Below are 25,154 nucleotides of genomic sequence, written 5' to 3' on the forward strand. Positions count from 1 at the left end.
GCAGCGTCGAGCTGTGTGCCTACACCTCTGAGTGGTGTCCTCAGGTGGACTCCCCTGATGATTTCTGTGTGCGTGAATTGACTCGCCTAACGATCGTTCAATAAGCTGAGTGAGGCTGGCCGAACTTTTCAGGGCTGGTTGTCACCGTTGTCACCACGACGCAAGGAAGCATCATGGTCTCCTCCAAGCTCACCTCTCCCCCAGCTGCAACTGTCACTCCAGGGACAGAATCTCGACGCAAAGCCTGGTCATTGACCGCGCTGCTCGTTGTCCTCTATGTCGTGAACTATGGCGACAAGGCGGCCTTCGGCATCATCGCCCAGTCCCTCAAGGACGAACTCGGCATCAGCGCCTCGCAGGTCGGGCTGGTCGGCAGCCTGTTCTTCTTCGCCTTCACCGTCGGCGGTTTCTTCGCCGGGGCGCTGAATAAGTGGCTGTCTCTGCGCACGGTCCTCATCGTCCTGGCTATTGTCTGGGCACTCGCAATGCTTCCGATGGTCTTTGCTGCCACCTTCGGAGTCCTGCTTGTCTCGCGGATGGTCCTTGGCCTTGCTGAAGGGCCGAGCTCTGCCCTCATCCACACAGCTACCTATTCCTGGCACACGCCCGGAAGGCGTGGGTTCCCTGGCGCGCTGCTCGCGAGTGCCGCGTCGATCTCCAAGATCGCGCTTGCCCCGCTGCTGGCCTATCTCTCGGTCACTCTCGGATGGCGCAGCGCGCTGGTGGCGATGGCCGTCATCGGCGTAGTCTGGTGCTTCTTCTGGACCCGGCACTGGGAGGTCGGCCCCTATATTCCTGCCAAGGCGTCCAAGGATGCGGTTGATCCCAACGAGGAGCCACGAGTTCCTTGGCACAAGATCTTGCTGACTCGGACATTCATCAGCGCAGCCTTCTTGGTCGCCAGCATCTATGCGCTCGTGACCGTTGTCCTCACCTGGCTGCCGTCCTATTTCGAAGTCGGCCTCGGGTACAGTCGCCTGCAGTCTGGATCCATGCTGGCAATTCCCTCGGTTGCAGGACTGATCAGCCTCATCGGCGGGACTCTGCTCTCCGATCGGCTGTCGGCCAGAGGATGGTCGTCACGATTCGTGCGCATCGCAGCTCCCTCGATCTGCGTGGTGATCGGCGGCGGGGTGCTCTTCTTCCTGCCCTCGATCTCCAGTTCGCCCGGAGCTGTTGCCATCGTGTCCATCGGATACGGCGTCGGTGTGGTCGTCCTGCCGTTGTGCAACGCGGCCGTCTCTGAGATCTGCCCGCCACAACAGACGGCAGGAACGCTCGGGATCTTCCTGGCACTCATGGCCATCGGCGGACTCGTCGGCCCGTATGTCACCGGTCTCATCGTCGATGCCGCCGCGACGCCTGGCCTCGGTTATGCGAAGGCGTTTCAAGCACTCGGGCTCACCTCCGCTGTCTCCGCGGTTCTGACCCTCATCTTTGCAGATCCTGAGAGAGACAAGTCCGCAGTGCGTGGCCGGGTGGCTTTGCCTCAATGACTTGGCAGCACGGCATTCGCTATTTCTCCGCGGCCGGATATGTTGAGCACTCGTTGCGCGTATGAGACTGGGGCGCCCTCGTCCGCGTGGTCGTCGGCGCTCGGAGGCGCGTATCCCCCGGTCGACCCGAGCTCGACGATGAGGCCGCTGAGTTCTGCGGACATGAATTCGGCGAGCGAGTCATCGATCGGCCACTCATCGCCGGTTCCGGCCGAGAGATCGGCAGCATGCAGGGCTAGTTCGAGGATGCGCATCTTCACGAGCTGGTGGCCGGATATCGGGCCGATCCGATGGGGTACCTCGGCGTCGAGGTCACACTCCCCCGTGGTCTTTCGGAACGCTCGTTCATGTGCCCGGAAGGACTCCAATCGATCCTCGCCGAGGTGGTTCTGCCCGCGCGTTGCCTCGACTATTGCGGGCGGAGCCTGGGCCAGAAGCTTCTCGTAGCGCAGTCCCCCGCCGATGAGGTGGTTGATCAGCTGCTCATTGGTCCACTCCCGACATCCGCTCGGCGAATCGAGGTCCGCTTCGACCACTCGTGACAGCGCGGTTTCCCAGCAGGTCTCTGCCCGGTCGAGGTACTTATCGATATCCGAAAGATCCATTGTGCAAGTCACCCTTCACTGTGATGATGTCCTCTTCACGATACTCATCGAATTCATTGATGGTCGGCATTGAGAAGTCTGTTCTCGCCAGTCGGGAAGTCTTCGCAAAGATGACCTATTGGGGTGTCTGTCGGGATAAGTTACTGACACCAGCGATGCGGGCAACAACGAGGTAGCTCGGTCGCTGTGAGCAACTCCGACAAGGAAGTGAGGAGCCCCGCTATGGTGATGGCAAGTGGATCAGCCGATTATCTCGGTCTCGTGAATGCCCCTGTTCTCTGGATTCTGGCAATGGCGGTCATGGGCGTCGTCGTCGTTCAGTCGCTGATCTATATGAACGCGGTGAAGAAGAACGCCGAATCTGCTGGAATGAGCCAACACGAGGTCAGGTCGGCGTTCAGAGCCGGCGGAGTTGCTGCAATCGGACCGTCACTGTCCGTGGTCCTCGTCGCCATTGCCCTGCTGCCCCTCTTCGGCACTCCCCCAGTCATCGTCCGCGTCGGACTCATCGGCTCAGCAGCGACAGAGGTCGCCTCGGCCTCGATTGCGGCCGGCACCATGGGCTCGAGCCTCGGCGATGAGACCTTTACCCGCGGTGTCTTCATCGTCGCGCTCATGGCCATGAGCCTCTCGGGCGCCGGCTGGATGATCTCCACCCTGATCCTGACTCCCGTGTTCAAACGCAGCTCGCACAAGCTGGAGAAGGTCAATCCTGCCCTGATGTCAATCATTCCCGGCGCGGCCCTGCTCGCAGCCTTCGCGGCGCTGACGTTCCGGGAGCTGCCGAAGTCACCGACACACGTCATCGCGATCCTTGTATCGGCAGTGGTGATGACCATCTGCCTCTTCCTCGCCAAGACCTTTAGACAGCCGTGGCTCAAGGAATGGGGCTTGGGAATCTCCCTGCTTGTGGGTCTCATCGCGTCCTACTTCGCCCACTACGCCGGTCTCGGCGCCCCCGAAGCCTGAGGAGAACATCATGTCCGACATCATCACGTCACCCTCACACGCAGCCTTCGAACGGACGACGACGAAGTGGGGTTCGCTCACACTGTTCATCGGGTTCCTCATCGCCACCTCGGTGCCCTTCTACCTCCTGTTCGTTGCCGATGCAAACGTCAATTTCGGGGAGATCCTCAAGGGGTTCCTAGCGGTCTTCGCTGTCTACGGTGTCTTCTACATCGTTGAGCCGCTGACCTACTTCCCGATCCTGGGACCAGCAGGCATGTACCAGGCATTCCTGATTGGCAACATCTCGAACAAGCTGCTGCCCTCGGCGATCGTCGCCCAGGACACGCTCGGAGTGAAGCCGGGCACACGCAAGGGCGAATACGCGGCCACCATGGCTATCTGCGGTGCGGCACTGATCCACGTGGCCTCCATGGTGCTCTTCGTCGGCATCCTCGGTACCTGGTTGGTCTCGATCATCCCCGAGCCGGTGACGCTCGTGGCCAAGCTCTATATCCTGCCCGCCATCCTCGGTGGAGTCACGGTCCAGCTCATCGCCTCACTCCGCCAGGTAAAATCCACACTCATCGCCTTGGGCGCGGCCGCTCTTGTCATCCTCGTCCTCATTCCGCTCGTCCCGATCCTGGCCTCCGGGGACGTCGCCATCGTCGTCATCTTGACGATTGCGATCACCTGGTTCACACGCAACAAGGCCATGACCGACAAGAAGGGGCCAGCAGACGGCGACAACGTCGGAATCAACTGACGATCGCCTGGCACATCAGTACCCAATACCTGAGATCATCGAAGACACCCACCGTGAAAGGACATCATGTCGCTCAACACCACCCTCCGGAACACGATTTCTGCGAATCTCGCGCAGACGGTTGCCGACTACAAGGACTTCCATCGCACACCTGAACTGTCGATGCAGGAGACCCAGACGGCTGCAACAATTGCGTCGAAGCTCAAAGCGCTCGGCTTGGAGACGCACACCTTCGGCGGCACAGGCATCGTCAGCGTCATCGAGAACGGCCAGGGCCCGGTTGTCGCCTACCGTGCCGACACAGACGGCCTGCCGATCACTGAGGACACCGGCTACGACTACGCATCGACCGTGGAGGGGACTCTGCCCGACGGGTCGACCACCAAGGTGATGCACGGCTGCGGCCACGACACACACATCACCGTAGGACTGTATCTGGCCCGCTACCTCGTCGAACACAAGGATCTGTGGTCGGGAAGCGTGGTGATGATCTTCCAACCCGGTGAAGAGACCGGGGAGGGCGCGCGAGCGATGCTCGACGATGGTCTCTGGGATTCGATCGTCAAGCCAGAGGTCATCTACGGTCAGCATGTGTGGCCCGGCAAGGCGGGACACATCTACGTGGCTAAGGGAACTGCCATGGCGATGTCCGATTGCATCAAAGTCACTGTCAAGGGCAAGCAGGCCCACGGTTCGCAACCCGAGAGCGCGGTCGATCCGATCGTCCTCGGTGCCTATATGATCACCAGGCTCCAGTCCATCGTGTCGCGTGAGATCTCGGGTCGCGATATGGCTGTGGTCACAGTGGGCACCTTCCACGGTGGGCTGAAGGAGAACATCATTCCCGACTCCGCGGAATTCAAACTCAACATCCGTACCTTCAACGAGGAGGTCCGCGCGGTCGTACTCGACCGTGTCGAACGGATCATCCGCGCCGAGGCTCAGGCCTCCGGAGCACCCGAACCGCTCGTCGAAGACATGTATCGCTTCCCGCGCTGCTACAACGATCCTGCCACCACGGACCAGTTCCTCGAAGCCCTCGGATCTGAGCTCGGCGAGGAGCAGGTGCACCTGGATCAAGCCGTCACAGGCAGCGAGGACTTCGGCGCCTTCGGCGACGACATCGATGTTCCCTATGTGTACTGGTTCTTCGGAGGCTACTCCCCCGCCAAATTCGACGGTGATGAACCCCCAGCAGGCAATCATTCACCGTTCTTCGCCCCCGACGATGTCGAGACCACACTGGAGACCGGTATTCGCGCGGCACTGAGCGCCGTCCTCAGTACGGTCGGGAAGTGAGGTGACGATGAGCGAGGAACTGCGCTGGCTGTCCACACGCGAACTGGCGAAGAAGATCGCGACGAAGGAGATCTCCGCCCGGGAGGCACTCAGTGATCATTTGGCGCGCATCGATGCGATCAACCCGGCGATCAACGCGGTCGTGACCCGAGACGATGAGGCCGCTGCGGCACGGGCAGATGCCGCTGACCGAGCAGTGGCCAAGGGCGAGCCGATCGGTCCTCTGCATGGGGTGCCGATGACTCACAAGGACACACACGACACCGCAGGTCTGCGCACGACTTGGGGTTCGACGATCATGGCCGATCGTATTCCGGAGTCGGATTCACTGATCATCTCCCGCCTCAAGGCTGCCGGAGTCAACACCACGGGCAAGACGAACGTGCCGGAATTCGCGGCGGGCTCACACACCTTCAACCCGGTCTTCGGCACCACTCTCAACCCCTATGACACATCCAAATCGGCTTCGGGGTCTTCCGGAGGAGTCGGTGCTGTCCTGGCATCGGGTATCCAAGCCTCCGGAGACGGTTCGGACATGGGAGGCTCGCTGCGCTCCCCCGCGTCGTTCAACAATGTGGTGGGTTTTCGCCCCTCGAACGGACGAATTCCGCATACGTTGCCGGGCAATCCGTTCGCATGGTTGGCGCAGAGTGGATTCATGGCCCGCACGGTCTCCGATGTGGCGCTGACGATGAGCGCGACGGCTGGACCGCAGCCGGGTGGCCCGCGTTCGATCGGCGAACCCGGCAGCGTCTTCGATCTCCCCGAGTTCGGTCTGGGTACCGACATCGAACCTGATCTGAACGGCGTGAAGATCGGGTTCAGCCCAGATCTCAACGGGTTGCTCCCGCTTGAAACCGAAGTCCACGAGATCGTGGCAGACACGGCGAACGTGTTCTCCTCACTGGGCGCCGATGTCCTCGACACGATCCCCAACCTCGGCGATGCCGATGAGGTCTTCAATGTCCGTCGTGCCCTTGACTTCGTCCATTCCTGGGGTCCATTGCTCGAAGAGCACTCAGACCAGATCAAGGACTCTGTGGTCTGGAACATCCAGATGGGACTGAAGCTGACCGGCACCGAAGTGGTGTCTGCTGATCGTGCGCGCGCCCGTCTCCACGGCGAGGTCGAACGCTTCTTCGGGGGGCACGATCTGCTGGTACTCACCACCTGCCAGGTTCTCCCCTTCGACGCGGGCATCGAATACCCCACGGAGATCAACGGGGTGGGACTCGAGAACTATCTCGACTGGATGCGAGCTCTGTGTCTGATCTCGGCTACTGGGTGTCCTGCCATCTCCGTGCCGGCCGGCTTCTCGCAGTCAGGCCTGCCGGTCGGTGTCCAGCTCGTCGCGAAGCCGGGTGCCGACGTGGATCTCCTGCGCATGGCACATGCCTTCGAAGCAGTGACGCAGTTCCATCGCCGCCGTCCTCAGTTGTCTGCGTCGATGCCCTGAGCCCGTGCGATCTGGGAGATCTCGGTGGCCAGATCGATGTCCTTGTCGGTGATCGACCCGGCGTCATGGGTGGTCAACGAGATGTCAACGTGCGGGAATCGCAGGTCCACATCCGGGTGGTGCCCTGCGGCTTCCGCGGCGTCGGCAATAGCGTTGATGAAGGTCACTCCACTGACGAAGGATCCAGTCAGGAACCGTGCGTGGAGAGCATCGTCAGCTGATTGCCATTGTGTGAGTTCGTCGATTCGATCCTGCATGGATCCAGCTTGGCACCGCTGACCGCGCGGTGTCCATAGTCATGGGATCGGCAAACTCGCCGAATCGGCTGGGTCAGGTAAACCTAGGTCAGGTATGCCATGCCTCAGCATTGTTTGCCGAGCCTTCCCACACTGGAACCATTCTAGAAAAGGTGTCAGGCTATGGAACATAAAGACGGAACCAATCCGTCTCGTATCGCGAAGGAGAAACATATGCAGTTGAGCCCCGCAATGCAGAAGGTACTCGGCGAGCAAGTCACCCTCGAACTCGAGGCGTCGATGGTCTACCTGCAGCTGTCCATCCAGCTTGATGATCACGACCTCCCCGGAATGACACGCTGGATGCGTGCGCAGGCCGAAGAGGAACAGGTCCACGCCGCGAAGTTCATCCAGCACTGCCAGGATCGCGACTTCGCTCCGCAGATCGGTGACATCGCTGCGCCGAAGGTCTCGGGCTCGCAGCCCATTGACTACTTCAAGGCAGCCTTGGCCCATGAGGAGAAGGTCTCCGAATCGATCCGCAACCTCTACCGCACCGCGCAGACCGAGGGCGACCTCGACGTTCTGCCGCTGCTGCACTGGTTCATCGACGAGCAGGTCGAAGAGGAATCAACCATCTCCGAGATCATCGGCCGCCTGGATCACGTCGGCGACAGCGGATCCGGACTGCTCCGGATCGACTCCGAACTCGGATCACGTCACCCAGAAATCAAGGCTGACAACGAGTGACCAAATGATCATGAGCAGCGACGAATGACCTAAAAGTCACCGTCGCAGATACAGCGAGCGGCCGGACCCCACACGGGGTTCGGCCGCTCGCTGTTGTTCGTCCTCCCCAAGGCTCTGGAAAGTTCTGGCCAACCGAGGACATCTGCTCAGCCTCCGAGCACAGCCTGAGAGATGAGCAGCACGAAGGGAAGAGTCAGCAGCATCACGGCCGTCTGGACCGCGATGAGCGCGGCCATCAGCTCCGAGTTTCCACCGAGCTGGCGGGCCATCACATAGCCGGAGCTTGCCGTGGCGATCGACTGGAAGATCATCGCGATCAAGGCAGGCGTGGAGGGAACGTCGAGCAGAACCAGGACGAGCAAGGTCACCGCAGGCAGGACGATGAGCTTGGCGACGGTGGAATTGATCATTGCAGCCAGATGAGTCCGCAGCGGGAACCGTCGCAGGCCCGCGCCGACGCACAGCAGGCCGATCGGCAGGGCCGCGGCCGCCAGCGGCGACAGGATCGAATCGACGACGTCGGGCACCTGCGCCCCGGTGAGATTGAACAGTCCTCCAGCAGCACAGCCGATGACCAGGGGATTCGTCACGACGACGCGCACGATCCCTACAGCTGAGCTGGACCCGGTACGCAGAAATTCGAAACCGAGGCTGGACACGATGTTCACCGTGGGCACCAGGATCGCCGCCACGATGGCCGCCAGGGCGCTACCTTCGGCCCCGAACAGGCTGGCTGATATCGACAGGCCGATATACGTGTTGAAGCGGATCCCACCCTGCAGCACAGACGTGAAGGACGGCAGATCACGTGCCACGCGGCGCCGCAGCACAATGATCAGGACGGAGACGACCGCTGTCGGCGCGATAAGGCCGATCGCCAGGCGCCCAAGCGGAACATGTGCGACGCTCAGCTCTGCGACCGAGGAGAACAGCAGCACCGGCAATAGGACGAAATAGGCGAGTTTCTCTGCCCCTGACCAGAATTCGGCGTTGGTGAAACCTGGGAGTCGTTTGAGTGCGCTGCCCCCGAGGATCAGAGCAGCGACAGGAATAAGGGCGAGAAGAACCGGAACCAGACTCACGAGACTGAGAATTTCATGAGCAGGGAATCATTTCAAAGTTGAGTGTGTTTGACTCAATGTAACGACCCAACGAAAGGAAGCTCATGGCTACACGTTTTGACCCCATCCGTGACCTCGATCGATTCTTCTCGGAAGTGACTCGCACCCCGAACTCCACTTCGCTTCCCATGGATCTCTACCGCGATGGAGAGGTCTTCGTCGCACGTATCGATATGCCCGGTGTTGACCCTTCCAGCATCGATGTCGACGTCGAGGATCGCACGCTGACAGTTCGCGCTCAGCGACAGTCCGAAGTCGCGGACAAGGATGTGAAGTGGCTGACCCGGGAACGGACAACCGGCACCTATGCCCGCCAGCTCACCCTGGGCAACAGGGTCGCACTCGACCGGATCCAGGCTGACTACCAGGACGGCGTGCTGTCGCTGACCATCCCCGTGGCTGAGGAAGCTCGGCCACGCAAGATCACCGTCTCACACTCAAACCCGACGACCAAAGTCACCGAGGTTGTCGAAACCTCGCCAGCACAGGATGAGGATCCGGCCAAAGCCTGATCAGAAGGCATAGCCATTTCGGGTGACTCAACCTGTAGAAGCGGGCCGTACCATGGGGTGCGGCCCGCTTCTCGTTGGTAGGCACGCAGGTCTTGTGGTTGGACGCGCAGACACGGCAGACGCCCCGATGATTGCCCTGGCTCAGCCAGCCACCTGAAGAACATATGCCAGGCACATGTACGGAAGTTCCAGCTCCCCATCTACGGGATGTTCGAGAGTGAAGTATTCACGCAGATTCGACTCGACCCGGTCCCTGGTCGCCTGATTCGACCTCAGCCAATAGGAGCGTGTCCGAGCCAGATCGATGATGCCGTCGACGGTCAGTGGTGTGGTGAACTCAACCAGTTCATGGTTGATGAGATCGAAACCTGCGGGACTCGGACGGTATGCGGGGCGGTACACGTCGCCGGCGTGCATGATCCGACTCAGACGCAGCACCCATTCGAAGCGCACATCGAGCTGGTTGATGAGGATGACCAGGTGGCCACCCGGCCGAAGGATTCGTGCAATCTCGGCGGCAGCAGATGGTTCGTCGAACCAGTGCCAGGCCTGTGCCACGCTCACTACATCGACGCTGGCTTCCGGTAGGCCCGTATCCTCGGCGCTGCCGACGAGACCGCGCGCAGGATTGTTCGCCAGGGCCGCCTCGTCGGGATCGACGGCGGTGACATTCGCGCCGCGCTCTAGCAGTGAATTGCTGAGGATGCCGGTTCCCGCGCCCAGGTCACAGACGTCGAGACCCATCCAGCTCGTGGTCGCCAGGTCGATGGCAAGAGCGGGGTAATGTGGACGCACCTCGTCGTAGAGGCCCGCCAGCTGACCGAAGCTGCGCCCATGAGCTGCCTGCGCACGTGGTCTCACAGTTCGCCCATCCTGACTCGTGAAGTTCATTGATCGTGGTCAACTCTAACTCGTCCCCAACCACCCTCTGGTGCGCGGTCCCGGGCCGCACAGATGTCAGGAAGTGACTAAGATGGTTCTACCGGTCAAACAACAGTGACAAGGAGCATCGATGTCCCCCACGTCCGAGCTGCAGGCAGAGCTGGAGAGCGCTTCTCGCGCCTATGAACAATTCGCTTCGCGCGGGTTGAAACTCGATATCACCCGAGGCAAGCCGGCAAGCGCGCAACTCGATCTGTCGGCAGATCTTCTGAACGCAGTGACCGGGGATGACGTCATGACTCCAGGGGGCGTCGATACCCGCAACTACGGCGGCCTGGACGGAATCATCGAGCTGCGCGAACTCTTCTCTCCCCTGCTCAAGGTACCCTCGGATCAGCTGTTAGCAGGCGGCAATGCATCCCTGACTCTTATGGCGCAGGCGCTGACCTCTGCCCTGCTGCACGGAACCGTCGGAGACTCACGTCCCTGGGGTCAGAGCCCGCACAAACTCATCTGCCCGGTCCCCGGCTATGACCGTCATTTCACCCTGGCCGAGTCTCTGGGATTCGAACTCCTCAGCATTCCCATGGACGCCGAAGGCCCGGTCGTCGCAGAGGCACAGCGTCTGGCCGAAGACGAGACGGTCAAAGGCATGTGGCTGGTGCCCATGTACTCGAACCCGACAGGCATCACCATCACGGAGAAGCGAGCGCGTGAACTGGCCGCCATGCCGGCAGCGGCACCCGACTTCACCCTGCTGTGGGACAACGCCTACGGGCTCCACCACCTGCGCGAGCAGCATCCCGAGGTCCTCGACATCCTCAGCATCTGCGCCGAAGCCGGGCACCCGGAACGCCCATGGATCTTCGCATCCACGTCGAAGATCACACATGCCGGAGCCGGAGTCTCCTTCTTCGGCGCCGGGCCGGAAACCAGCGACTGGATCCGGGCGAATCTCGGAAAGATCTCGATCGGCCCCGATAAGGTCAACCAGCTGCGCCATCTGCGCTTCTTCTCAGACCCTGCTGGAGTCGAGGAGCACATGCGTCAGCACGCGAAGATCATCGCGCCGAAGTTCGACGCTGTCCTGGACACTTTGGAACGGGAGCTGGGTGGGAAGGATCTGGCTCAGTGGACTCAGCCGGACGGCGGATACTTCATCACTCTGACCACGTTGGAGGGCACCGCGGATCGGATCGTGAAATTGGCCGCCGAGGCGGGGGTCAAGCTGACTCCTGCCGGTGCCACACACCCCTATGGTTTGGATCCGCACAACAATGTCATCCGCATCGCTCCGACCATGCCCACCGCCGAGGACGTCGAATTGGCGGCACAGGGTCTCGTCGCCTGTGTGAAGCTCGCCAGCTACGAGAAGCTCCTGGCAGGCTGAGGCCAACTGCCAATGCAACAAAAGAACTCCTGGTCGGTTTCAATAACCGACCAGGAGTTCTCTCGCGCTGTCAGAGCTCAGGCTGTGCTGTCAGCGTTTTTGCTGTGCTGTACGAGCCGCGCCTCAGTACTCGTAGAAGCCGCGACCGGATTTCACGCCCAGCAGGCCGGCATCGACCATGCGTGAGAGCAGCACCGGTGGTTTGGCAGCAGGATCGCCGGTCTCGGAGTAGATGCTCTCTGCTGCGTACAGGCAGGTGTCGAGTCCGACCAGGTCGACCAGTTTGATCGGGCCCATCGGGTGTGCGCAACCTCCCACCATTCCCGCATCGATGTCCTCCTTCGTTGCGAACCCGGACTCGAGCATGCGAATCGCGCTGCACAGGTATGGGATGAGCAGCGCGTTGACGATGAATCCGGGACGATCCTGTGCGTGGACCGGGTTTTTGCCCAGCACCTCGGCGACGAACTCCGTGACCGTGTCACGAACCGAATCGGAGGTGAGGACGGAGGACACGACCTCAACGAGTGGCTGAACCGGGGCCGGGTTGAAGAAGTGAACCCCGAGCACTCGCTCCGGACGTGAGGTCGACTGTGCGAACCGGATGATCGGCATCGATGACGTGTTCGAGGCGAGGATCGCGTCCGGATCGGTCACGACTTTGTCGAGCTCGGCGAAGATCGACTTCTTGATGTCCTCATTCTCACTCGCGGCTTCGATGACCAGCTGCCGATCAGCGAGTTCGCCGATGTCAGTGGTGAATCGCAGTCGGCCCAAGGCCGCATCACGAGCCTCGGCGTCGAGCTTTCCCTTGTCGACGGCGCGAGTCAGGGACTTCTCGATACGAGCACGGCCCGCGGCCGATGCTTCGTCGTTGATCTCGCGGACGATGACGTCGAGACCTGACTTCGCGAGCACCTCGGCGATGCCGGCTCCCATGAGTCCGCTTCCGATGACGGCGGTACGTTGAATGCTCATCTGCTGCTCCTTCTGTTGAGGTGTCTGTTCGTCATTTGCATCACGGCTGTCTGGCGAGGAACCAGTCTGAGCCGCGGATGGCCTTCATGGCCTCTCGTCGACGTTCCTTGGGCAGGGTCTGAACGTAGACCTGACCATCGAGGTGAGCGACCTCGTGTTGGAGCATCTGTGCGAAGACCTCTGTACCCGAGATCTCCACCGGTGAGTTCTCCGCGTCCACACCGCGCACACGAGCGAACTCGTAGCGCGGTGTGGGGAAGAAGAGGCCCGGAACTGAGAGGCAGCCTTCCTCGATGTCACGCAGCTCTCCACCGACCTCGACGACCTCGGGGTTGATGACATACCCCGTTCGGCCGTCGAGGTCATAGCCGAATGCCCGCACGCCCACGCCGATCTGCGGTGCCGCCACAGCGGCCCGGCCCTCCGGAAGAGACGTGTCGACGAGGTCTTGGGCCAGTGCCTTGAGTCCTTCGTCGAAGACGGTCACCGGTGCACACATACTGCGCAGCACCGGGTCGCCCCACAAGCGGATGTCGCGCTCAGCCACCAATGACCACGACGAGGTCGCCGCCTTCGAGCTGCTGAACGTCGCCGATGGCGATGCGCGAGACCGTGCCGGCCATCTGTGTGGTGATGGAGGCTTCCATCTTCATGGCCTCGATCGTGGCAACGGTCGCGCCGGCCTCGACCTGATCACCCTCTGATACTTGGAGAGTGACAACGCCTGCGAACGGGCTGGCGACATGACCTGAGTTTGCCGGATCGGCCTTCTCAGCTGCCTTGACGTCACTTTCGACCGCATGATCGCGAACCTGTAGCGGACGCAGCTGACCGTTGAGGGTGAACATCACCGATCGCATCCCGCGCTCGTCGGTGCCGCTGATGGCCTGTACTCCGATCAGGAGATCCTTGCCCTTCGACAGCTCAACCGCGTGCTCCTCGCCAGCAGTCAGGCCGTAGAGGTATTCCGAGGTCTCGACGACGGACAGGTCGCCATAGTTGGCGCGCATCGCTTCGAATTCCTTGGTAGGCCCAGGGAACAGGAGCGAATTGAGCTTGGCCTGACGTTCGCTGCCCGGCGTCTCCAAAGCTGCCGCATCCTCGGGTGCGAGGTCTTCGGACACAGCTTTGTGTGTGCGCCCTGCCAGAGCCTTCGTACGGAACGGCTCTGGCCAACCGCCTGGAGGATCACCGAGGTCGCCGCTGAGGAAGCCGATCACCGAATCCGGAATGTCGAACCTGTCGGGATTCTCTGCGAATTCCTGAGGATCGACGCCGGCACCGACGAGGTGGAGTGCGAGGTCTCCGACGACCTTGGACGAGGGTGTGACCTTGACGAGGTGGCCAAGGATCGAATCCGCTGCCGCGTACATGCGTTCGATCTCCTCGAACCGCTCCCCCAAGCCCAGCGCTACGGCCTGCTGGCGCAGGTTGGACAGCTGCCCGCCCGGAATCTCGTGCCGGTAGACGCGACCGGTGGGTCCTGCCAGTCCGGATTCGAAGGGTGCATAGACCTTACGGACAGACTCCCAGTACGGTTCGAGATCGCTGACGGCGTTGAGACTGATCTGGGTGTCGCGTTCGGTGTTCTCGAACGCTGCCACCAGAGCGGAGAGGCTGGGCTGACTGGTGGTCCCGGCCATGGCGGCAGAGGCTGCATCGACTGCGTCGGCTCCGGCTGCCGCGGCAGCGCAGAGTGTGGCCAGCTGACCACCCGCAGTGTCATGGGTGTGGACATGGACAGGCAGGTCGAAGTTCTCCCGCAGCGCTGTGACGAGCTTCGTCGCAGCAGCAGGGCGAAGGAGACCGGCCATATCCTTGATCGCGAGCACGTGGGCCCCGGCCTCGACGATCTCTTCGGCGAGTTTCAGGTAGTAGTCGAGCGTGTAAAGCTCTTCCCGCGGATCGAGGATGTCGGAGGTGTAGCACAGGGCAACCTCGGCGACGGTGGTGTTCGTGGCGCGGACCGCTTCGATGGCCGGACGCATCTGTTCGACGTCGTTGAGGGCGTCGAAGATGCGGAAGATGTCGATGCCGGTACGAGCTGCCTCGTCGACGAAGGCGTCGGTGACCTGGGTCGGGTACGGGGTGTAACCGACGGTGTTGCGACCGCGCAGCAGCATCTGAAGGTTGATGTTGGGCACAGCAGAGCGCAGTGCGGCCAATCGTTCCCAGGGGTCCTCGCCGAGGAAGCGCAGTGCCACATCGTAGGTGGCTCCGCCCCAGGCTTCGATGCTCAGCAGCTCCGGTGTCATCCGGGAGACATGTCCGGCGACGGCCAGCAGGTCACGGGTACGCACGCGGGTGGCGAGCAGAGACTGGTGAGCGTCGCGGAAGGTCGTGTCCGTGACCGCCAACGGAGTCTGGTTCCGCAGCGCCTGTGCGAACCCGACAGGACCGACGTCGAGGAGTCGGTCACGACTTCCTGGTGTCGGGTCTGTGCTGAGGTCGATGTCGGGAAGCTTCTCCCCTGGACGGATGCGCACATCGGGCTCGCCGTGGGGACGGTTGACGGTGACGCCGGCCAAGTAGTCGAGGATCTTCGAACCCCGATCGGCGCTGACGCGAGCGTCGAGCAGATGTGGGCGTTCTTCGATGAATGAGGTGGCGAGGTCGCCTGCTATGAAGGACTCATCTTCCAGGACGGCGCGCAGGAACCCGATGTTCGACGAAACGCCGCGGATTCGGAACTCTGCTAGGGCACGTCGTGCACGAGAGATCGCCTGCTCGAAGTCACGTCCACGGCAGGTGAGCTTGACCAGCATCGAGTCGAAGTGTGCGCTGACTGCGGCACCGGCGTGGACGGTTCCACCGTCGAGGCGGACACCGGCACCGCCGGCAGAGCGGTAGGCAGTGATGATTCCGGTGTCGGGTCGGAAGGCGTTGGCCGGATCCTCGGTGGTGATGCGGCATTGGAGGGCTGCGCCCTTGATCCGCATGTCTTCCTGGGCCAGGCCGATCTCGGCCAGAGTCTCACCGGAGGCGACACGCATCTGAGAGGCGACCAGGTCGATGTCCGTGATCTCCTCGGTGACCGTGTGTTCGACCTGGATGCGCGGGTTCATCTCGATGAAGACGTGCTGACCCTTGCGTGGACCATCGGTCTCGAGGAGGAACTCGACGGTTCCTGCGTTCTGGTACCCCAAGGCCTCGGCGAACTTCAGCGCATCTGTGTGCAGTGAGTCGGCAATGGCCGGGTCCAGGTTGGGAGCCGGTGCAATCTCGACGACTTTCTGGTGGCGACGCTGAACGGAGCAGTCACGCTCGAAGAGGTGAATCGCATTCGAGTCATTGTCGGCAAGGATCTGAACCTCGATGTGACGCGGGCGCTGCACGGCCTGTTCGATGAAGACCGTGGGATCCCCGAAAGCTCCCTCAGCCTCGCGCATTGCGGCTTTGAGCGCGTCCTCCAGCTGTGAAGATTGCCCAACGCGGCGCATTCCGCGCCCGCCGCCACCGGCAACAGCCTTGACGAAGAGCGGGTACTCCATGGATTCCGCATCGGCCAGCAATTGGGCGATGTCGGCTGAGGGGCGAGTCGAATCAAGTACGGGAATCCCGGCATTGCGTGCGGCCGTCAGAGCCTGCACCTTATTGCCGGCGAGTTCGAGCACATCGGCCTTGGGACCGATGAAGGTGATTCCTGCCTCATGGCAAGCTCGCGCCAGGTCCGGATTCTCCGACAGGAAGCCGTAGCCGGGGTAGATGGCGTCGGCGCCGGATTCCTTCGCGACGCGCAGCATCTCTTCGACGCTGAGGTAGGCACGAACTGGGTGCCCTTCCTCTCCGATCATGTAGGCCTCGTCGGCCTTCATTCGGTGTTCGGAGTTCCGATCCTCATATGGGAAAACAGCGACAGTGGAGGCACCGAGTTCGTACGCTGCACGGAACGCGCGAACGGCAATCTCTCCACGATTTGCCACAAGAACTTTAGAGAACATCTGTGTCTCTCACTTCTGTATCGATCGCTCTATGGCGATGTTCGACGGGCTGTCGAGCAACTACTCTACTCAGTGACCTAGACCACTCGAATACAGGGGGTCCCATTTTCACTCGACTGCCACACCCGGCGTGGTCGTGACTGCTCAGCGCGGCCGGATACGTTAACGTAGGAGAGTGCTTGTCCTAAGTATCAGCAGCCTCAAAGGCGGAGTCGGTAAGACGTCCGTGACACTCGGTCTTGCCTCGGCCGCATACAACCGGGGGATTCCGACCTTGGTCGTCGACATGGATCCGCAAGCGGACTCCTCGACTGGCCTCGATGTTCCGACGTCGACGCGTGTCGACATCGCCGATGTACTCGCTGCTCCTAAGTCCCAGAAGATCCTCTCCGAGGCGATCATCCCCTCCGGGTGGGTGGGCGATAAGCTCGGACACCTCGATGTGATCTCCGGCTCGCCCAGAGCCGCAGAGTTCGATCGACCCTCGTTGTCAGAGAGGTACCTCCGACGCCTTGAAGATGCGCTGAGTCGCGTCGCCCAGGGTTATCGGCTCGTACTCATCGACTGTCCGCCCAGCCTCAATGGGCTCACACGCACAGCGTGGACGGCCAGCAATCGGGTGGCCGTCGTGACCGAGCCCAGCCTGTTCTCTGTGGCGGCCGCGGATCGCGCGCTTCGAGCTGCCGACGAGCTGCGTCAACGTGGAACCTCGGACATTCAGCCTCTGGGGCTAGTGGTCAACCGGGTTCGCGCGGGTTCGAACGAGCATGACTACCGCATCAGCGAGATGCGGGAGATGTTCGGTCCCCTGGTGCTCAATCCGCCTTTGGCCGAACGTGCTGTGATGCAGCAGGCCCAGGGCTCTGCCCGCCCGATCCACTCGTGGCCCGGGAAGCCAGCAGAAGAAGTCGCGACATCATTCGACTCACTGCTGGAACGTGCTCTGCGCTCGGAGAACATCCGCTCGCGCAAGGCATCTAATAATCAGTAGGTTTCCAGTCATCCGCCCAGTCTCATCGGGCTAGAATGTGCCACGGCAAGACGTGCTTGCCGTGGCACATTGCCGTACAGGCGTGTTGCAGTGCCCTAGAGATCCTGATGCTGTTGATGAATATGAGTGTGGCCCGTCATTTCGGACGGGCCACACTCATCATTCCCCCATGGTGTCCCGTTCAGGGACTGCCCGTTATTCGGGCAACATGCTTTTCAGCCGAGTTTCTGAGCTCTTCGCTGTGCGAGTTCATCCATTTCGATGCTGACGGAATCGTCTTCGGGAAGACGTTCGCTCGGCAGTTCCGAGAGGCTGCCTTCGACTTCGTTCCAGACACGTCCAACGGCGATGCCGAAGACACCCTGTCCGCCTTGCAGGAGGTCGACGACCTCATCGGGCGAGGTGCATTCGAAGACGCTCGCACCGTCCGACATCAGGGTGATCTGTGAGAGGTCTCGGACGCCGCGCGAACGCAGGTGGTCGACTGCGGTACGGATCGACTGCAGTCCGACGCCGGTGTCGAGGAGACGCTTGACGATCTTGAGTACGAGGATGTCACGGAAGCTGTAGAGCCGCTGGCTGCCCGATCCCGTTGCATTGCGGATCGATGGGGTCACCAGATCGGTGCGCGCCCAGTAATCGAGGCGGCGGTAGCTGATGCCGACTACCTTGCACACCGTTGGACCACGGTAGCCAGCCTCTTCGTCGAGGACCGGCAGATCGTCGTCGAACAACAGTCCTTGGGCGGCTGGTGGTATTGGCGTCGGCTCGACGCTTTCATGACTTGAGCGGTTCACACCGACTCCTCCTTATAGTCCCTGGGGGAAGCGAGGTCGCTTTGAAGGGCAGAGAACATATCCATTCTAGCTCTCTTCTCAGCGAACCTACAGTGGGATTCAACATCTCCAAGCTATTCTCCCGGGTCTTCCAGGACAAACACCTCAAGGTAACAATTTCTGCGTGTCGCCGTTATCGCAGTATTCGAACACCTGATTCATGGTCGAGCGCGGGTTTCGGAACCTGGTTGGCGACGCGCTCAGTCAGTCTCAGGCTGTGCTGAGCCGCCCGTGTCACCAGTGGGCCCCTGGGGCTTTTCATCCGCCGGCTTCCGTTCCTCTGCCTTCTTTGCCTTGGAACTGGTGAGGAGCTTGGTTTTGACGCTCGATGCGTATTTGTCGACGTACTCCTGCCCCGACAGGCGCATGATCTCGTACATGATCTCGTCGGTGACCGAGCGCAGAAGGAACCTGTCGTTCGGAAGCCCCTCATATTTGGAGAAGTCCATGGAGGACCCGAATACTATGCCCACGCGCCGGAACTTCGGGATCAGGCGACCAGGGGGCTGAATCTTGTCGGTGCCGATGATCGCGACTGGAATGACCGGGGCGCCAGACTCGAGGACCAGGCGTGCGACGCCGGTGCGGCCCCGGTAGAGCTTGCCGTCCGGTGACCGCGTGCCCTCCGGATAGATGCCCAGGGAGTTACCCTCCCGCAGGACCTTGAGACCGGACTCCAGGGATGCCTGGGACCCGGATCCCCCTGCCCTGTCCATCGGCAGCTGATTATTGAGTTTGAAGAACCAGCGGGTGACGGCTCCTTTGAGCCCGCGTCCCGTGAAATAGTCCTTCTTCGCCAGGTAGACGACCGGTCGTGGTGCCAGCAGAGGCACGAAGATCGAATCCATGAAGTGGTTGTGGTTTCCCGCGATGATCGCAGGCCCATCGGACGGGAGATTGTCCAGCCCACGTACCCAAGGGCGGAAGAGAATCCGCAGAATGGGTCCGGCCACGACTCGCTTGAGAAACCAGTAGAACACGAGCACCCTTCCCTGTCACGACTCTTTGTCGTCCTCGGACATCATATATCGACACCATCACCGCATATTCATGCCATGCTGAAGCTATGGAGATCGACTACTCACCACAATCGGTGCCGACTGCACCTTACCGGCAGATTGTTCCGGACTCTTCGTCTGCGGTGCTCTTTCTCCATGGAATCACGGGTTCTGCTGCCGCGTGGTTCCCGATCGCACGGAGTATAAGTCAGTACGGAATCAGTGTCAGCGTGCCATTGCTTCCTGGTCACGGTACGCGTTGGCAGGACCTCAATGCCACGACCTGGTCCGATTGGCTCGACGCAGCGAGGGCAGAGCTGAAAGCACTGTCCCAGACTCATTCCCGGGTGGTGGTAGCCGGATTGTCAATGGGCGGTGCACTGGCATTGGCGCTGGGGGCCGGCGATTCCCCTCCCGACGAACTCGTCCTCATCAATCCGGCGCTCTACATCGATTCCCCACTGACACCGTTGCTGCCGGCCCTCAAACACTTCGTCGCCTCGGTGCCGGCGATCGCCGGAGACATCGAGCATCCGGACCGCTGTGAATATGCCTACGACCGTACACCTGTCGCCGCCATCGCTTCGTTCGCATCTGCACAGAAGACTCTGCGCGAAGATCTCTGGCGGATCGAGTGCCCAGTCACTCTCTTCGTCTCCGGCCGTGACGCCGTGGTCGGGCCACGTACTCTCCGGAGCTTGAGGTCGCGCCTGCCTCAGCGACCGACGATCCTCTCGCTGCGTCGGTCCAAGCACGTTGCCACCTTGGACAACGATGCCCACACCATCGCCGAGGTGATCGGGCAGAAGGTTGCATCCTCCGACCGTGCATCGACAGACACCCCCGGAATCGGGGAATAGAGACACCGAGAAGATTGCTGATAGACAACATGGACGACGAGAAGAACGAGGACTGGCGCGACGAGGTTCCGGAATCGGAGCGACTCGACGATTCCTCGCGCATCAGTGACAGTCACTGGGAAGATCTCGTCAATCAGATTGCCGAACCCAGCGCTTTCATGGGCGATATGCCCGTCGAAGAAGTAAGGGAGCGGCTCGAAGAGGAAGAAGGGTGGGAACCCGGACCGGCCGAGCCCATCGGCTGGCGCACCGCCTCGCCGACTCTGGTGCTCTCTGTGATTGCGACGTTCGGGGCTGTCCTGCTGCTGGTCCTCGGCGCGATCTTCTTCCGACCGCTGCCCGGGTGGTTTCTGCTGATCGGCATCGCCGTCTGCCTCGGCGGAGCAGTCGGACTCTTCTTTCATCTCCCGACGAGCCGAACCTCTGACGGAGACAACGGCGCGTCGGTCTGATGCCGCCGTCGAATCCCGGACGTCCTTCTGTGTCAGGAGCGAGTGGAAGACTGGGGAGCATGTCCACCCCGTTTGACCGTACGCCGACAGCCATCGAGTCCTCGCAGCTGTCGTTCGAGAATCTTGGCACACCTCTCCACGAGGTCACCTTCGTCATCGTCGACCTGGAGACCACCGGCACAACCGCCGGAAAGTCGGAGATCACGGAGATCGGGGCGGTCAAGACCCGCAGCGGTGAAGTCCTCGGCGAGTTCCAATCTTTGGTCAAGCCTGAGGAATCGGTCATCAGCCCGTTTGTGGCACGCCTGACCGGAATTACACATGCGATGGTCGACGATGCACCTTCCATCCGTTCAGTGCTGCCCAGCTTCCTCGAGTTCTCCGCCGGCGCAGTTCTCGTTGCACACAATGCCCCCTTCGACATCGGCTTCCTCCGATCAGCCTGCGAGAAGCTCGACTATCACTGGCCCCAGCCGAGAGTCCTAGATACCGTCACCCTGTCGCGGCGAGTGGTCAGTCGCGATGAGGTCCGCAACCACAAGCTCTCAACTCTCGCCGCACACTTCGGGACCGAAGTCTCTCCCGACCACCGGGCACTCTCCGACGCCAAGGCCACTGGGGAAGTTCTGCATCGAGTGCTCGAACGATTCGGCGGCTACGGCATCACGACTCTCGAAGAATTGGCGACGGTGCGTCAGGCAGGGTGGGCCAAGCGCCAAGCCAAATCGCATCTGGCCAAGGGAGTTCCGTCAGAACCGGGCGTCTACATGTTCCTCGATGGAACTCGCCGGGTCCTCTATATCGGCAAGTCGGGCAATATGGCTCGCCGAGTCCGCGGGTACTTCAATGCTTCGGAAAATCGCGGCCGGATGGCCGAGATGATCACAGCAGCGCAAGAAGTCAGCTGCCTTCCGTGCGTGCACGCGCTTGAGGCCGAGGTCAGAGAGATTCGACTGATCGGAGAGCTCGCCCCGCCTTATAACCGTCGTTCGAAGAACCCCGAACGCAATTCCTGGATCGTGCTCAGCGACGAGGCCTACCCCCGACTCTCAGTTGTCCGGTCGAACACGGCGTTGGAGAAGTCACCGGCAACTCCCCTGGGTCCGTTCCGGTCACGAAAAACGGCTCAAGCGGTGAAGGAGCTCCTCGATACCCTGTACCCGGTCAAAAGGTGCACGGCGAAGATCACAGCCGCCAACATTGCATCTCACCGTCCGTGTGTAAGTTCTCAAGTCGGCCAATGCGGAGGCCCCTGCGCCGGGGTGACCGACAAACAGGCCTACCTCGCCGACATCACGGAGCTGTTCGCTGCCATGGACGGCGACTTCTCATCGCTGCGCAGTCTGTGTACACAGCGCATGGCGAGACTGGCCACCGAAGCCAGATACGAAACAGCCGCCGAGGTCCGTGATGCCATGCGTGCGGCACTCTCAAATGCCGCACGGGCCGAGTCTGTTCGTGCGTTGCGTGACCTGCCTGAGGTTCTCGCCTACCGCCCAGGAGCCGAAGGCGGGTTCGATCTCGCTGTCATCCGACATGGGAAGCTGGCGGCAGCCGCACACACTCGAGGTACGCGGGGCATAGATGAGAGCTTCACCGCCATCCGTGCGACCGCGGAATGGGTTCAGGCCCCAGGGAGACTTCCGGTAGTATCCGACCCTCTGCCAGAAGAGACCCGGCTCCTGGCCCAATGGCTGCAGTCCGCGACCTCGACCTCGATGGAGGGAGCCTGGTCGCTCCCCCGCACCGGGGCCAACTTCCACGCGCAGGAGTCAGGAACGGTTCGTCTCGGCGACCCGGTGTGAGACCTCGATCAGCTGATCGAGCTTCTTCGCACCGAGACCGGCATCGACCGTTTCCTCTGCAATGGTGACCTTCGCCGCCATCCGCTCGGTCAGACTCCCCACCGCTGACTCATCGGCTGCGACGAGCGCCGCTGCCGTATTGATGAGGACGATGTCACGTACCGCCGACTTCTCCCCGTTGAGTACGGACCGAGTGATATCGGCATTCTGCTCGGGCCCGCCACCGCGCAGATCGTTTTTGGTGACGCGTTCAAAGCCCAGGTCCAAGGCATCGAACGTCATATGTTCGACCTCGCCGTGTCGAATCTCCCACACATCGTTGACGTCGGTGTTGCTCAGTTCGTCCAGACCGTCGCGTGATCGGAATACGAGCGCCTGGTGCCCCCGCTTGGCTAAGGTACCGACGACTAGGGGAGCCATCTGGGCATCAGCGACGCCGATCGCGGTGTGACGGGCACGCGCCGGATTCGTCAGTGGTCCCAGGATGTTGAAGGCGGTCGGCACACTGATCTGACGACGTACTGCCGCCACGAATTGCATCGAGGGATGGAAGACGTTGGCGAAGCAGAACGCCAGACCGACTTCCTTTGCGATGATTCCTGTCTGTTCCGGCGTGATGTCGAAGCGAACTCCGAGAGCTTCGAGCACATCGGCAGAGCCGGAGGCAGACGACGTCGCGCGGTTACCGTGCTTGACGACGCGCTGACCGCTGGCAGAGATGATCATCGCCGCGGTTGAGGAGATGTTGGCGGTCTTCGCCCGATCACCGCCTGTGCCGACGATGTCGACGGAGTCCTCGAGACCTGGCAACCGCACCGCGTGCTCCATCATGGCGGAGACCAAGCCGGCTATTTCGGCGACAGTCTCACCTTTCGTATGGTGGGCCGCGAGAAATGCGGCCATTGTCACATCGGGAGTCTGACCCGACATGATCTGGTCCATCGCCCATGCAGCAGCTGTCTCATCGAGATCCTGCTGGTGCATGAGTGCCATAAGGAGATCGGGCCAGCTGTACGTCGCGCCCTGAAATGCGGATCGGAACCCGGAATCCAGTGTTTCCGTGGCTGTCGTACGCGGTGTCTCCGTCATCCGAATGAACTCTCCTTAAGGGACTTCCACCACCTCTGACTACGAGTGACTACGAGGTGGAACTTACCTGCGGCATCTTATCCTGTCTTCGACACGCGGGGGCCAGCCGGTCCGAATACGAGATTCCGGCATCAAATCAAGGGTTTCGCTACATCGTGTAGAAAAATATTCACCGAATGCTGGGTAAAAGATGAAAACTTACCCCGAGACGAGTAATAATGGGGTTGTGTCAACTGCCACTGCATCTCAAACAGCGCCAGCACATCCGGTTGTCAATCGTCCGAATGTGACCACGGTGGGCTTCATCGTGTTCCTCGCGAGCGACCTGATGTTCTTTGCCGCGCTCTTCGCCATGTACTTCACCATTCGATCCGTCGTGCCGGAATTATGGGAGACCCAGACTGAGGTCCTCGATATTCCATATGCGCTCGGCAACACGCTCATCTTGGTGTCGTCTTCATTTACCTGCCAGCTGGGCGTCTTCGCAGCAGAGAAGTTCCGGCCGCGCCGGACGGGATCTCTGTTAAACATCGCCAAATGGGGGATGGTCGAGTGGTTCTACCTCACCTTCCTCCTTGGTGCGATCTTCGTCTCCGGTCAGGTAATGGAATACGCCACCCTGGTCAGCGAGGGCATCGCCATCAACACTGATGGCTATGGCTCTGTCTTCTACCTGACCACCGGGTTCCACGGTATCCACGTGACCATCGGACTCATCTGCTTCCTGCTCGTGATCGGACGAGCATACGGAGCAAAGAAGTTCGGTCATCATGAGGCCACATTCGCGATTTGCGTGTCCTACTACTGGCACTTCGTCGACGTCGTCTGGGTCGGTCTCTTCGGAGTCATCTACCTCCTCCAGTAGTCGGCTCGAGATGCTCGGCCATTCGGACTCACAACATATTAAGCAAAGGACGATCACGTGAAGCTTTTAGCAGATCGCCGCAGGCATCCAATGGCACTGGTTGTGCTGCTCTTGGTGGCCCTGCTGATGACTGGCGGAGCCTACGCACTCTTCACCCAGACCTCGAGCGCCAAGGCAGATACAGCCAGCGCATCGGACGTCGACGAAGGCAAGAAGCTCTTTGCCGCGAACTGTGCAACATGCCACGGGCTCAGCGGCGAGGGCTCGAAATCCGGACCGGGCCTCATCGGAGTCGGCGCAGCAGCTGTCGACTTCCAGGTCGGAACCGGACGCATGCCGCTGCAGGCGAATGGACCGCAGGCACGTGTCAAGGAACCTCAGTTCGATGAGGAGCAGACGGCTCAGCTCGCTGCCTACGTTGCGTCGCTTGGCCCTGGCCCTGCGGTACCTGAGGGCGAGGACCTCGACGCGTCGAAGGGCGATCCTGCCGTCGGCGGCAGTCTCTTCCGCACCAACTGCGCCATGTGCCACAACGTGGTCGGCGCCGGTGGTGCCCTGACCCGAGGCAAGTACGCTCCAAACCTGTCGGATGTATCCGAGAAGCATATGTACGAAGCCATGCAGACCGGTCCGCAGAACATGCCAATCTTCAACGACGCAAACCTGACTCCCGACGATAAGCGCGACGTGATCGCCTATGTCAAAGAGGTCTCGGATACTCCCTCACCCGGTGGCTTCAAGCTGGGATCACTGGGACCTGTGGCTGAAGGCCTCTTCATCTGGTTCTTCGGACTCAGCGCAGTCATCGGACTGACAGTATGGCTGTCATCCAGGGCAAAGTGAGTCAGTCAATGTCGTTCAGTAACCACCACGAGAAA

At 61.2% G+C, this 25,154-nt stretch carries 24 protein-coding genes; 14 read left to right on the top strand and 10 right to left on the bottom strand.

Translation table 11 applies throughout. From position 1 onward, the window contains the following. The first annotated feature begins 173 nt into the window (after nucleotides 1–173). Nucleotides 174–1,496 carry an MFS transporter gene (locus INT29_RS01820; RefSeq protein WP_193070546.1) on the top strand — a complete coding sequence of 441 codons (1,323 nt, stop codon included), beginning with the start codon at nucleotides 174–176 and terminating at the stop codon, nucleotides 1,494–1,496. Here INT29_RS01820 and INT29_RS01825 read toward each other — a convergent pair. Continuing rightward, entirely contained in the window at nucleotides 1,490–2,101 is a 612-nt protein-coding gene (locus tag INT29_RS01825; RefSeq protein ID WP_193070547.1) for a maleylpyruvate isomerase N-terminal domain-containing protein, read from the bottom strand. The two genes, INT29_RS01820 and INT29_RS01825, sit on opposite strands and share 7 nt — an antisense overlap. A 222-nt stretch (nucleotides 2,102–2,323) precedes the next feature. On the opposite strand from INT29_RS01825, the gene INT29_RS01830 reads away from it, so the two are divergent. The 4 genes from INT29_RS01830 to INT29_RS01845 all read left to right on the top strand — a co-directional run bounded on the left by INT29_RS01830 (nucleotide 2,324) and on the right by INT29_RS01845 (nucleotide 6,570). After that, nucleotides 2,324–3,070 carry a DUF5058 family protein gene (locus INT29_RS01830; RefSeq protein ID WP_193070548.1) on the top strand — a complete coding sequence of 249 codons (747 nt, stop codon included), beginning with the start codon at nucleotides 2,324–2,326 and terminating at the stop codon, nucleotides 3,068–3,070. Nucleotides 3,071–3,080: 10 nt separating this feature from the next. Beyond that, the gene (locus tag INT29_RS01835) at nucleotides 3,081–3,815 is read left to right on the top strand and encodes a hypothetical protein (RefSeq protein ID WP_193070549.1); all 735 of its coding nucleotides are present in this window, start codon (nucleotides 3,081–3,083) and stop codon (nucleotides 3,813–3,815) included. A gap of 66 nt (nucleotides 3,816–3,881) precedes the next feature. Continuing rightward, entirely contained in the window at nucleotides 3,882–5,114 is a 1,233-nt protein-coding gene (locus INT29_RS01840; protein ID WP_193070550.1) for an amidohydrolase, read from the top strand. Nucleotides 5,115–5,121: 7 nt separating this feature from the next. Beyond that, entirely contained in the window at nucleotides 5,122–6,570 is a 1,449-nt protein-coding gene (locus tag INT29_RS01845; protein ID WP_193070551.1) for an amidase, read from the top strand. Here INT29_RS01845 and INT29_RS01850 read toward each other — a convergent pair. Next, nucleotides 6,546–6,827 carry a 4a-hydroxytetrahydrobiopterin dehydratase gene (locus tag INT29_RS01850; protein ID WP_193070552.1) on the bottom strand — a complete coding sequence of 94 codons (282 nt, stop codon included), beginning with the start codon at nucleotides 6,825–6,827 and terminating at the stop codon, nucleotides 6,546–6,548. The genes INT29_RS01845 and INT29_RS01850 overlap by 25 nt on opposite strands. A gap of 213 nt (nucleotides 6,828–7,040) precedes the next feature. On the opposite strand from INT29_RS01850, the gene INT29_RS01855 reads away from it, so the two are divergent. Then, nucleotides 7,041–7,556, top strand: coding sequence for a ferritin (locus INT29_RS01855; protein ID WP_193070603.1), 516 nt, complete (start codon nucleotides 7,041–7,043; stop codon nucleotides 7,554–7,556). Nucleotides 7,557–7,702: 146 nt separating this feature from the next. Here the strand turns inward: INT29_RS01855 and INT29_RS01860 are convergent, their stop codons facing one another. Further along, entirely contained in the window at nucleotides 7,703–8,638 is a 936-nt protein-coding gene (locus INT29_RS01860) for an AEC family transporter (protein ID WP_193070553.1), read from the bottom strand. An 83-nt stretch (nucleotides 8,639–8,721) separates the two neighbouring features. On the opposite strand from INT29_RS01860, the gene INT29_RS01865 reads away from it, so the two are divergent. Beyond that, the gene (locus tag INT29_RS01865; protein ID WP_193070554.1) at nucleotides 8,722–9,189 is read left to right on the top strand and encodes an Hsp20/alpha crystallin family protein; all 468 of its coding nucleotides are present in this window, start codon (nucleotides 8,722–8,724) and stop codon (nucleotides 9,187–9,189) included. A gap of 141 nt (nucleotides 9,190–9,330) precedes the next feature. Here INT29_RS01865 and INT29_RS01870 read toward each other — a convergent pair whose 3' ends face one another. After that, on the bottom strand, nucleotides 9,331–10,080 hold the full coding sequence (locus tag INT29_RS01870; RefSeq protein WP_193070555.1) for a class I SAM-dependent methyltransferase: 750 nt from the start codon (nucleotides 10,078–10,080) through the stop codon (nucleotides 9,331–9,333). Nucleotides 10,081–10,201: 121 nt separating this feature from the next. Here INT29_RS01870 and INT29_RS01875 point away from each other — a divergent pair, with 121 nt between their 5' ends. Then, nucleotides 10,202–11,461 carry an aminotransferase class I/II-fold pyridoxal phosphate-dependent enzyme gene (locus tag INT29_RS01875; protein ID WP_193070556.1) on the top strand — a complete coding sequence of 420 codons (1,260 nt, stop codon included), beginning with the start codon at nucleotides 10,202–10,204 and terminating at the stop codon, nucleotides 11,459–11,461. Nucleotides 11,462–11,584: 123 nt separating this feature from the next. Here INT29_RS01875 and INT29_RS01880 read toward each other — a convergent pair whose 3' ends face one another. Genes INT29_RS01880 through INT29_RS01890 form a run of 3 tightly spaced genes read right to left on the bottom strand, consistent with a single transcriptional unit; the run spans nucleotide 11,585 to nucleotide 16,380 of the window. Beyond that, nucleotides 11,585–12,439, bottom strand: a complete 855-nt coding sequence (locus tag INT29_RS01880) for a 3-hydroxybutyryl-CoA dehydrogenase (RefSeq protein ID WP_193070557.1) — start codon at nucleotides 12,437–12,439, stop codon at nucleotides 11,585–11,587. A gap of 40 nt (nucleotides 12,440–12,479) precedes the next feature. Further along, complete coding sequence (locus INT29_RS01885; RefSeq protein WP_193070558.1) at nucleotides 12,480–12,986, bottom strand: peptide deformylase; 507 nt, start codon at nucleotides 12,984–12,986, stop codon at nucleotides 12,480–12,482. After that, complete coding sequence (locus INT29_RS01890; protein WP_193070559.1) at nucleotides 12,979–16,380, bottom strand: pyruvate carboxylase; 3,402 nt, start codon at nucleotides 16,378–16,380, stop codon at nucleotides 12,979–12,981. Before INT29_RS01890 ends, INT29_RS01885 begins: the two co-directional genes overlap by 8 nt. Nucleotides 16,381–16,555: 175 nt before the next feature. Between INT29_RS01890 and INT29_RS01895 the strand changes: the two genes are divergently transcribed. After that, nucleotides 16,556–17,371: a ParA family protein gene (locus INT29_RS01895; RefSeq protein WP_193070560.1), complete on the top strand. Its 816-nt coding sequence runs from the start codon at nucleotides 16,556–16,558 to the stop codon at nucleotides 17,369–17,371. A gap of 215 nt (nucleotides 17,372–17,586) precedes the next feature. Here the strand turns inward: INT29_RS01895 and INT29_RS01900 are convergent, their stop codons facing one another. After that, nucleotides 17,587–18,168 carry a MerR family transcriptional regulator gene (locus tag INT29_RS01900; RefSeq protein WP_193070561.1) on the bottom strand — a complete coding sequence of 194 codons (582 nt, stop codon included), beginning with the start codon at nucleotides 18,166–18,168 and terminating at the stop codon, nucleotides 17,587–17,589. Nucleotides 18,169–18,407: 239 nt separating this feature from the next. Continuing rightward, complete coding sequence (locus tag INT29_RS01905) at nucleotides 18,408–19,187, bottom strand: lysophospholipid acyltransferase family protein (RefSeq protein WP_193070562.1); 780 nt, start codon at nucleotides 19,185–19,187, stop codon at nucleotides 18,408–18,410. Between the two features lie 86 nt (nucleotides 19,188–19,273). Between INT29_RS01905 and INT29_RS01910 the strand changes: the two genes are divergently transcribed. Genes INT29_RS01910 through INT29_RS01920 form a run of 3 tightly spaced genes read left to right on the top strand, consistent with a single transcriptional unit; the run spans nucleotide 19,274 to nucleotide 22,322 of the window. After that, complete coding sequence (locus INT29_RS01910; RefSeq protein ID WP_193070563.1) at nucleotides 19,274–20,065, top strand: alpha/beta hydrolase; 792 nt, start codon at nucleotides 19,274–19,276, stop codon at nucleotides 20,063–20,065. 29 nt (nucleotides 20,066–20,094) lie between these two features. Next, nucleotides 20,095–20,517 carry a hypothetical protein gene (locus INT29_RS01915; protein WP_193070564.1) on the top strand — a complete coding sequence of 141 codons (423 nt, stop codon included), beginning with the start codon at nucleotides 20,095–20,097 and terminating at the stop codon, nucleotides 20,515–20,517. 59 nt (nucleotides 20,518–20,576) lie between these two features. Then, on the top strand, nucleotides 20,577–22,322 hold the full coding sequence (locus INT29_RS01920) for a DEDD exonuclease domain-containing protein (RefSeq protein ID WP_193070565.1): 1,746 nt from the start codon (nucleotides 20,577–20,579) through the stop codon (nucleotides 22,320–22,322). On the opposite strand, the gene trpD is transcribed toward INT29_RS01920, so the two are convergent. After that, the gene (gene trpD, locus INT29_RS01925; RefSeq protein WP_101574397.1) at nucleotides 22,290–23,411 is read right to left on the bottom strand and encodes an anthranilate phosphoribosyltransferase; all 1,122 of its coding nucleotides are present in this window, start codon (nucleotides 23,409–23,411) and stop codon (nucleotides 22,290–22,292) included. The genes INT29_RS01920 and trpD overlap by 33 nt on opposite strands. A 295-nt stretch (nucleotides 23,412–23,706) precedes the next feature. On the opposite strand from trpD, the gene INT29_RS01930 reads away from it, so the two are divergent. Together INT29_RS01930 and INT29_RS01935 are read left to right on the top strand one after the other, a co-directional pair. Continuing rightward, complete coding sequence (locus INT29_RS01930; RefSeq protein WP_101574396.1) at nucleotides 23,707–24,276, top strand: heme-copper oxidase subunit III; 570 nt, start codon at nucleotides 23,707–23,709, stop codon at nucleotides 24,274–24,276. 57 nt (nucleotides 24,277–24,333) lie between these two features. Continuing rightward, on the top strand, nucleotides 24,334–25,119 hold the full coding sequence (locus INT29_RS01935) for a c-type cytochrome (protein ID WP_101574395.1): 786 nt from the start codon (nucleotides 24,334–24,336) through the stop codon (nucleotides 25,117–25,119). The last annotated feature ends 35 nt before the right edge of the window (nucleotides 25,120–25,154 follow it).

The organism is Brevibacterium sp. FME37, from assembly GCF_014897485.1.
GTDB lineage: Bacteria > Actinomycetota > Actinomycetes > Actinomycetales > Brevibacteriaceae > Brevibacterium.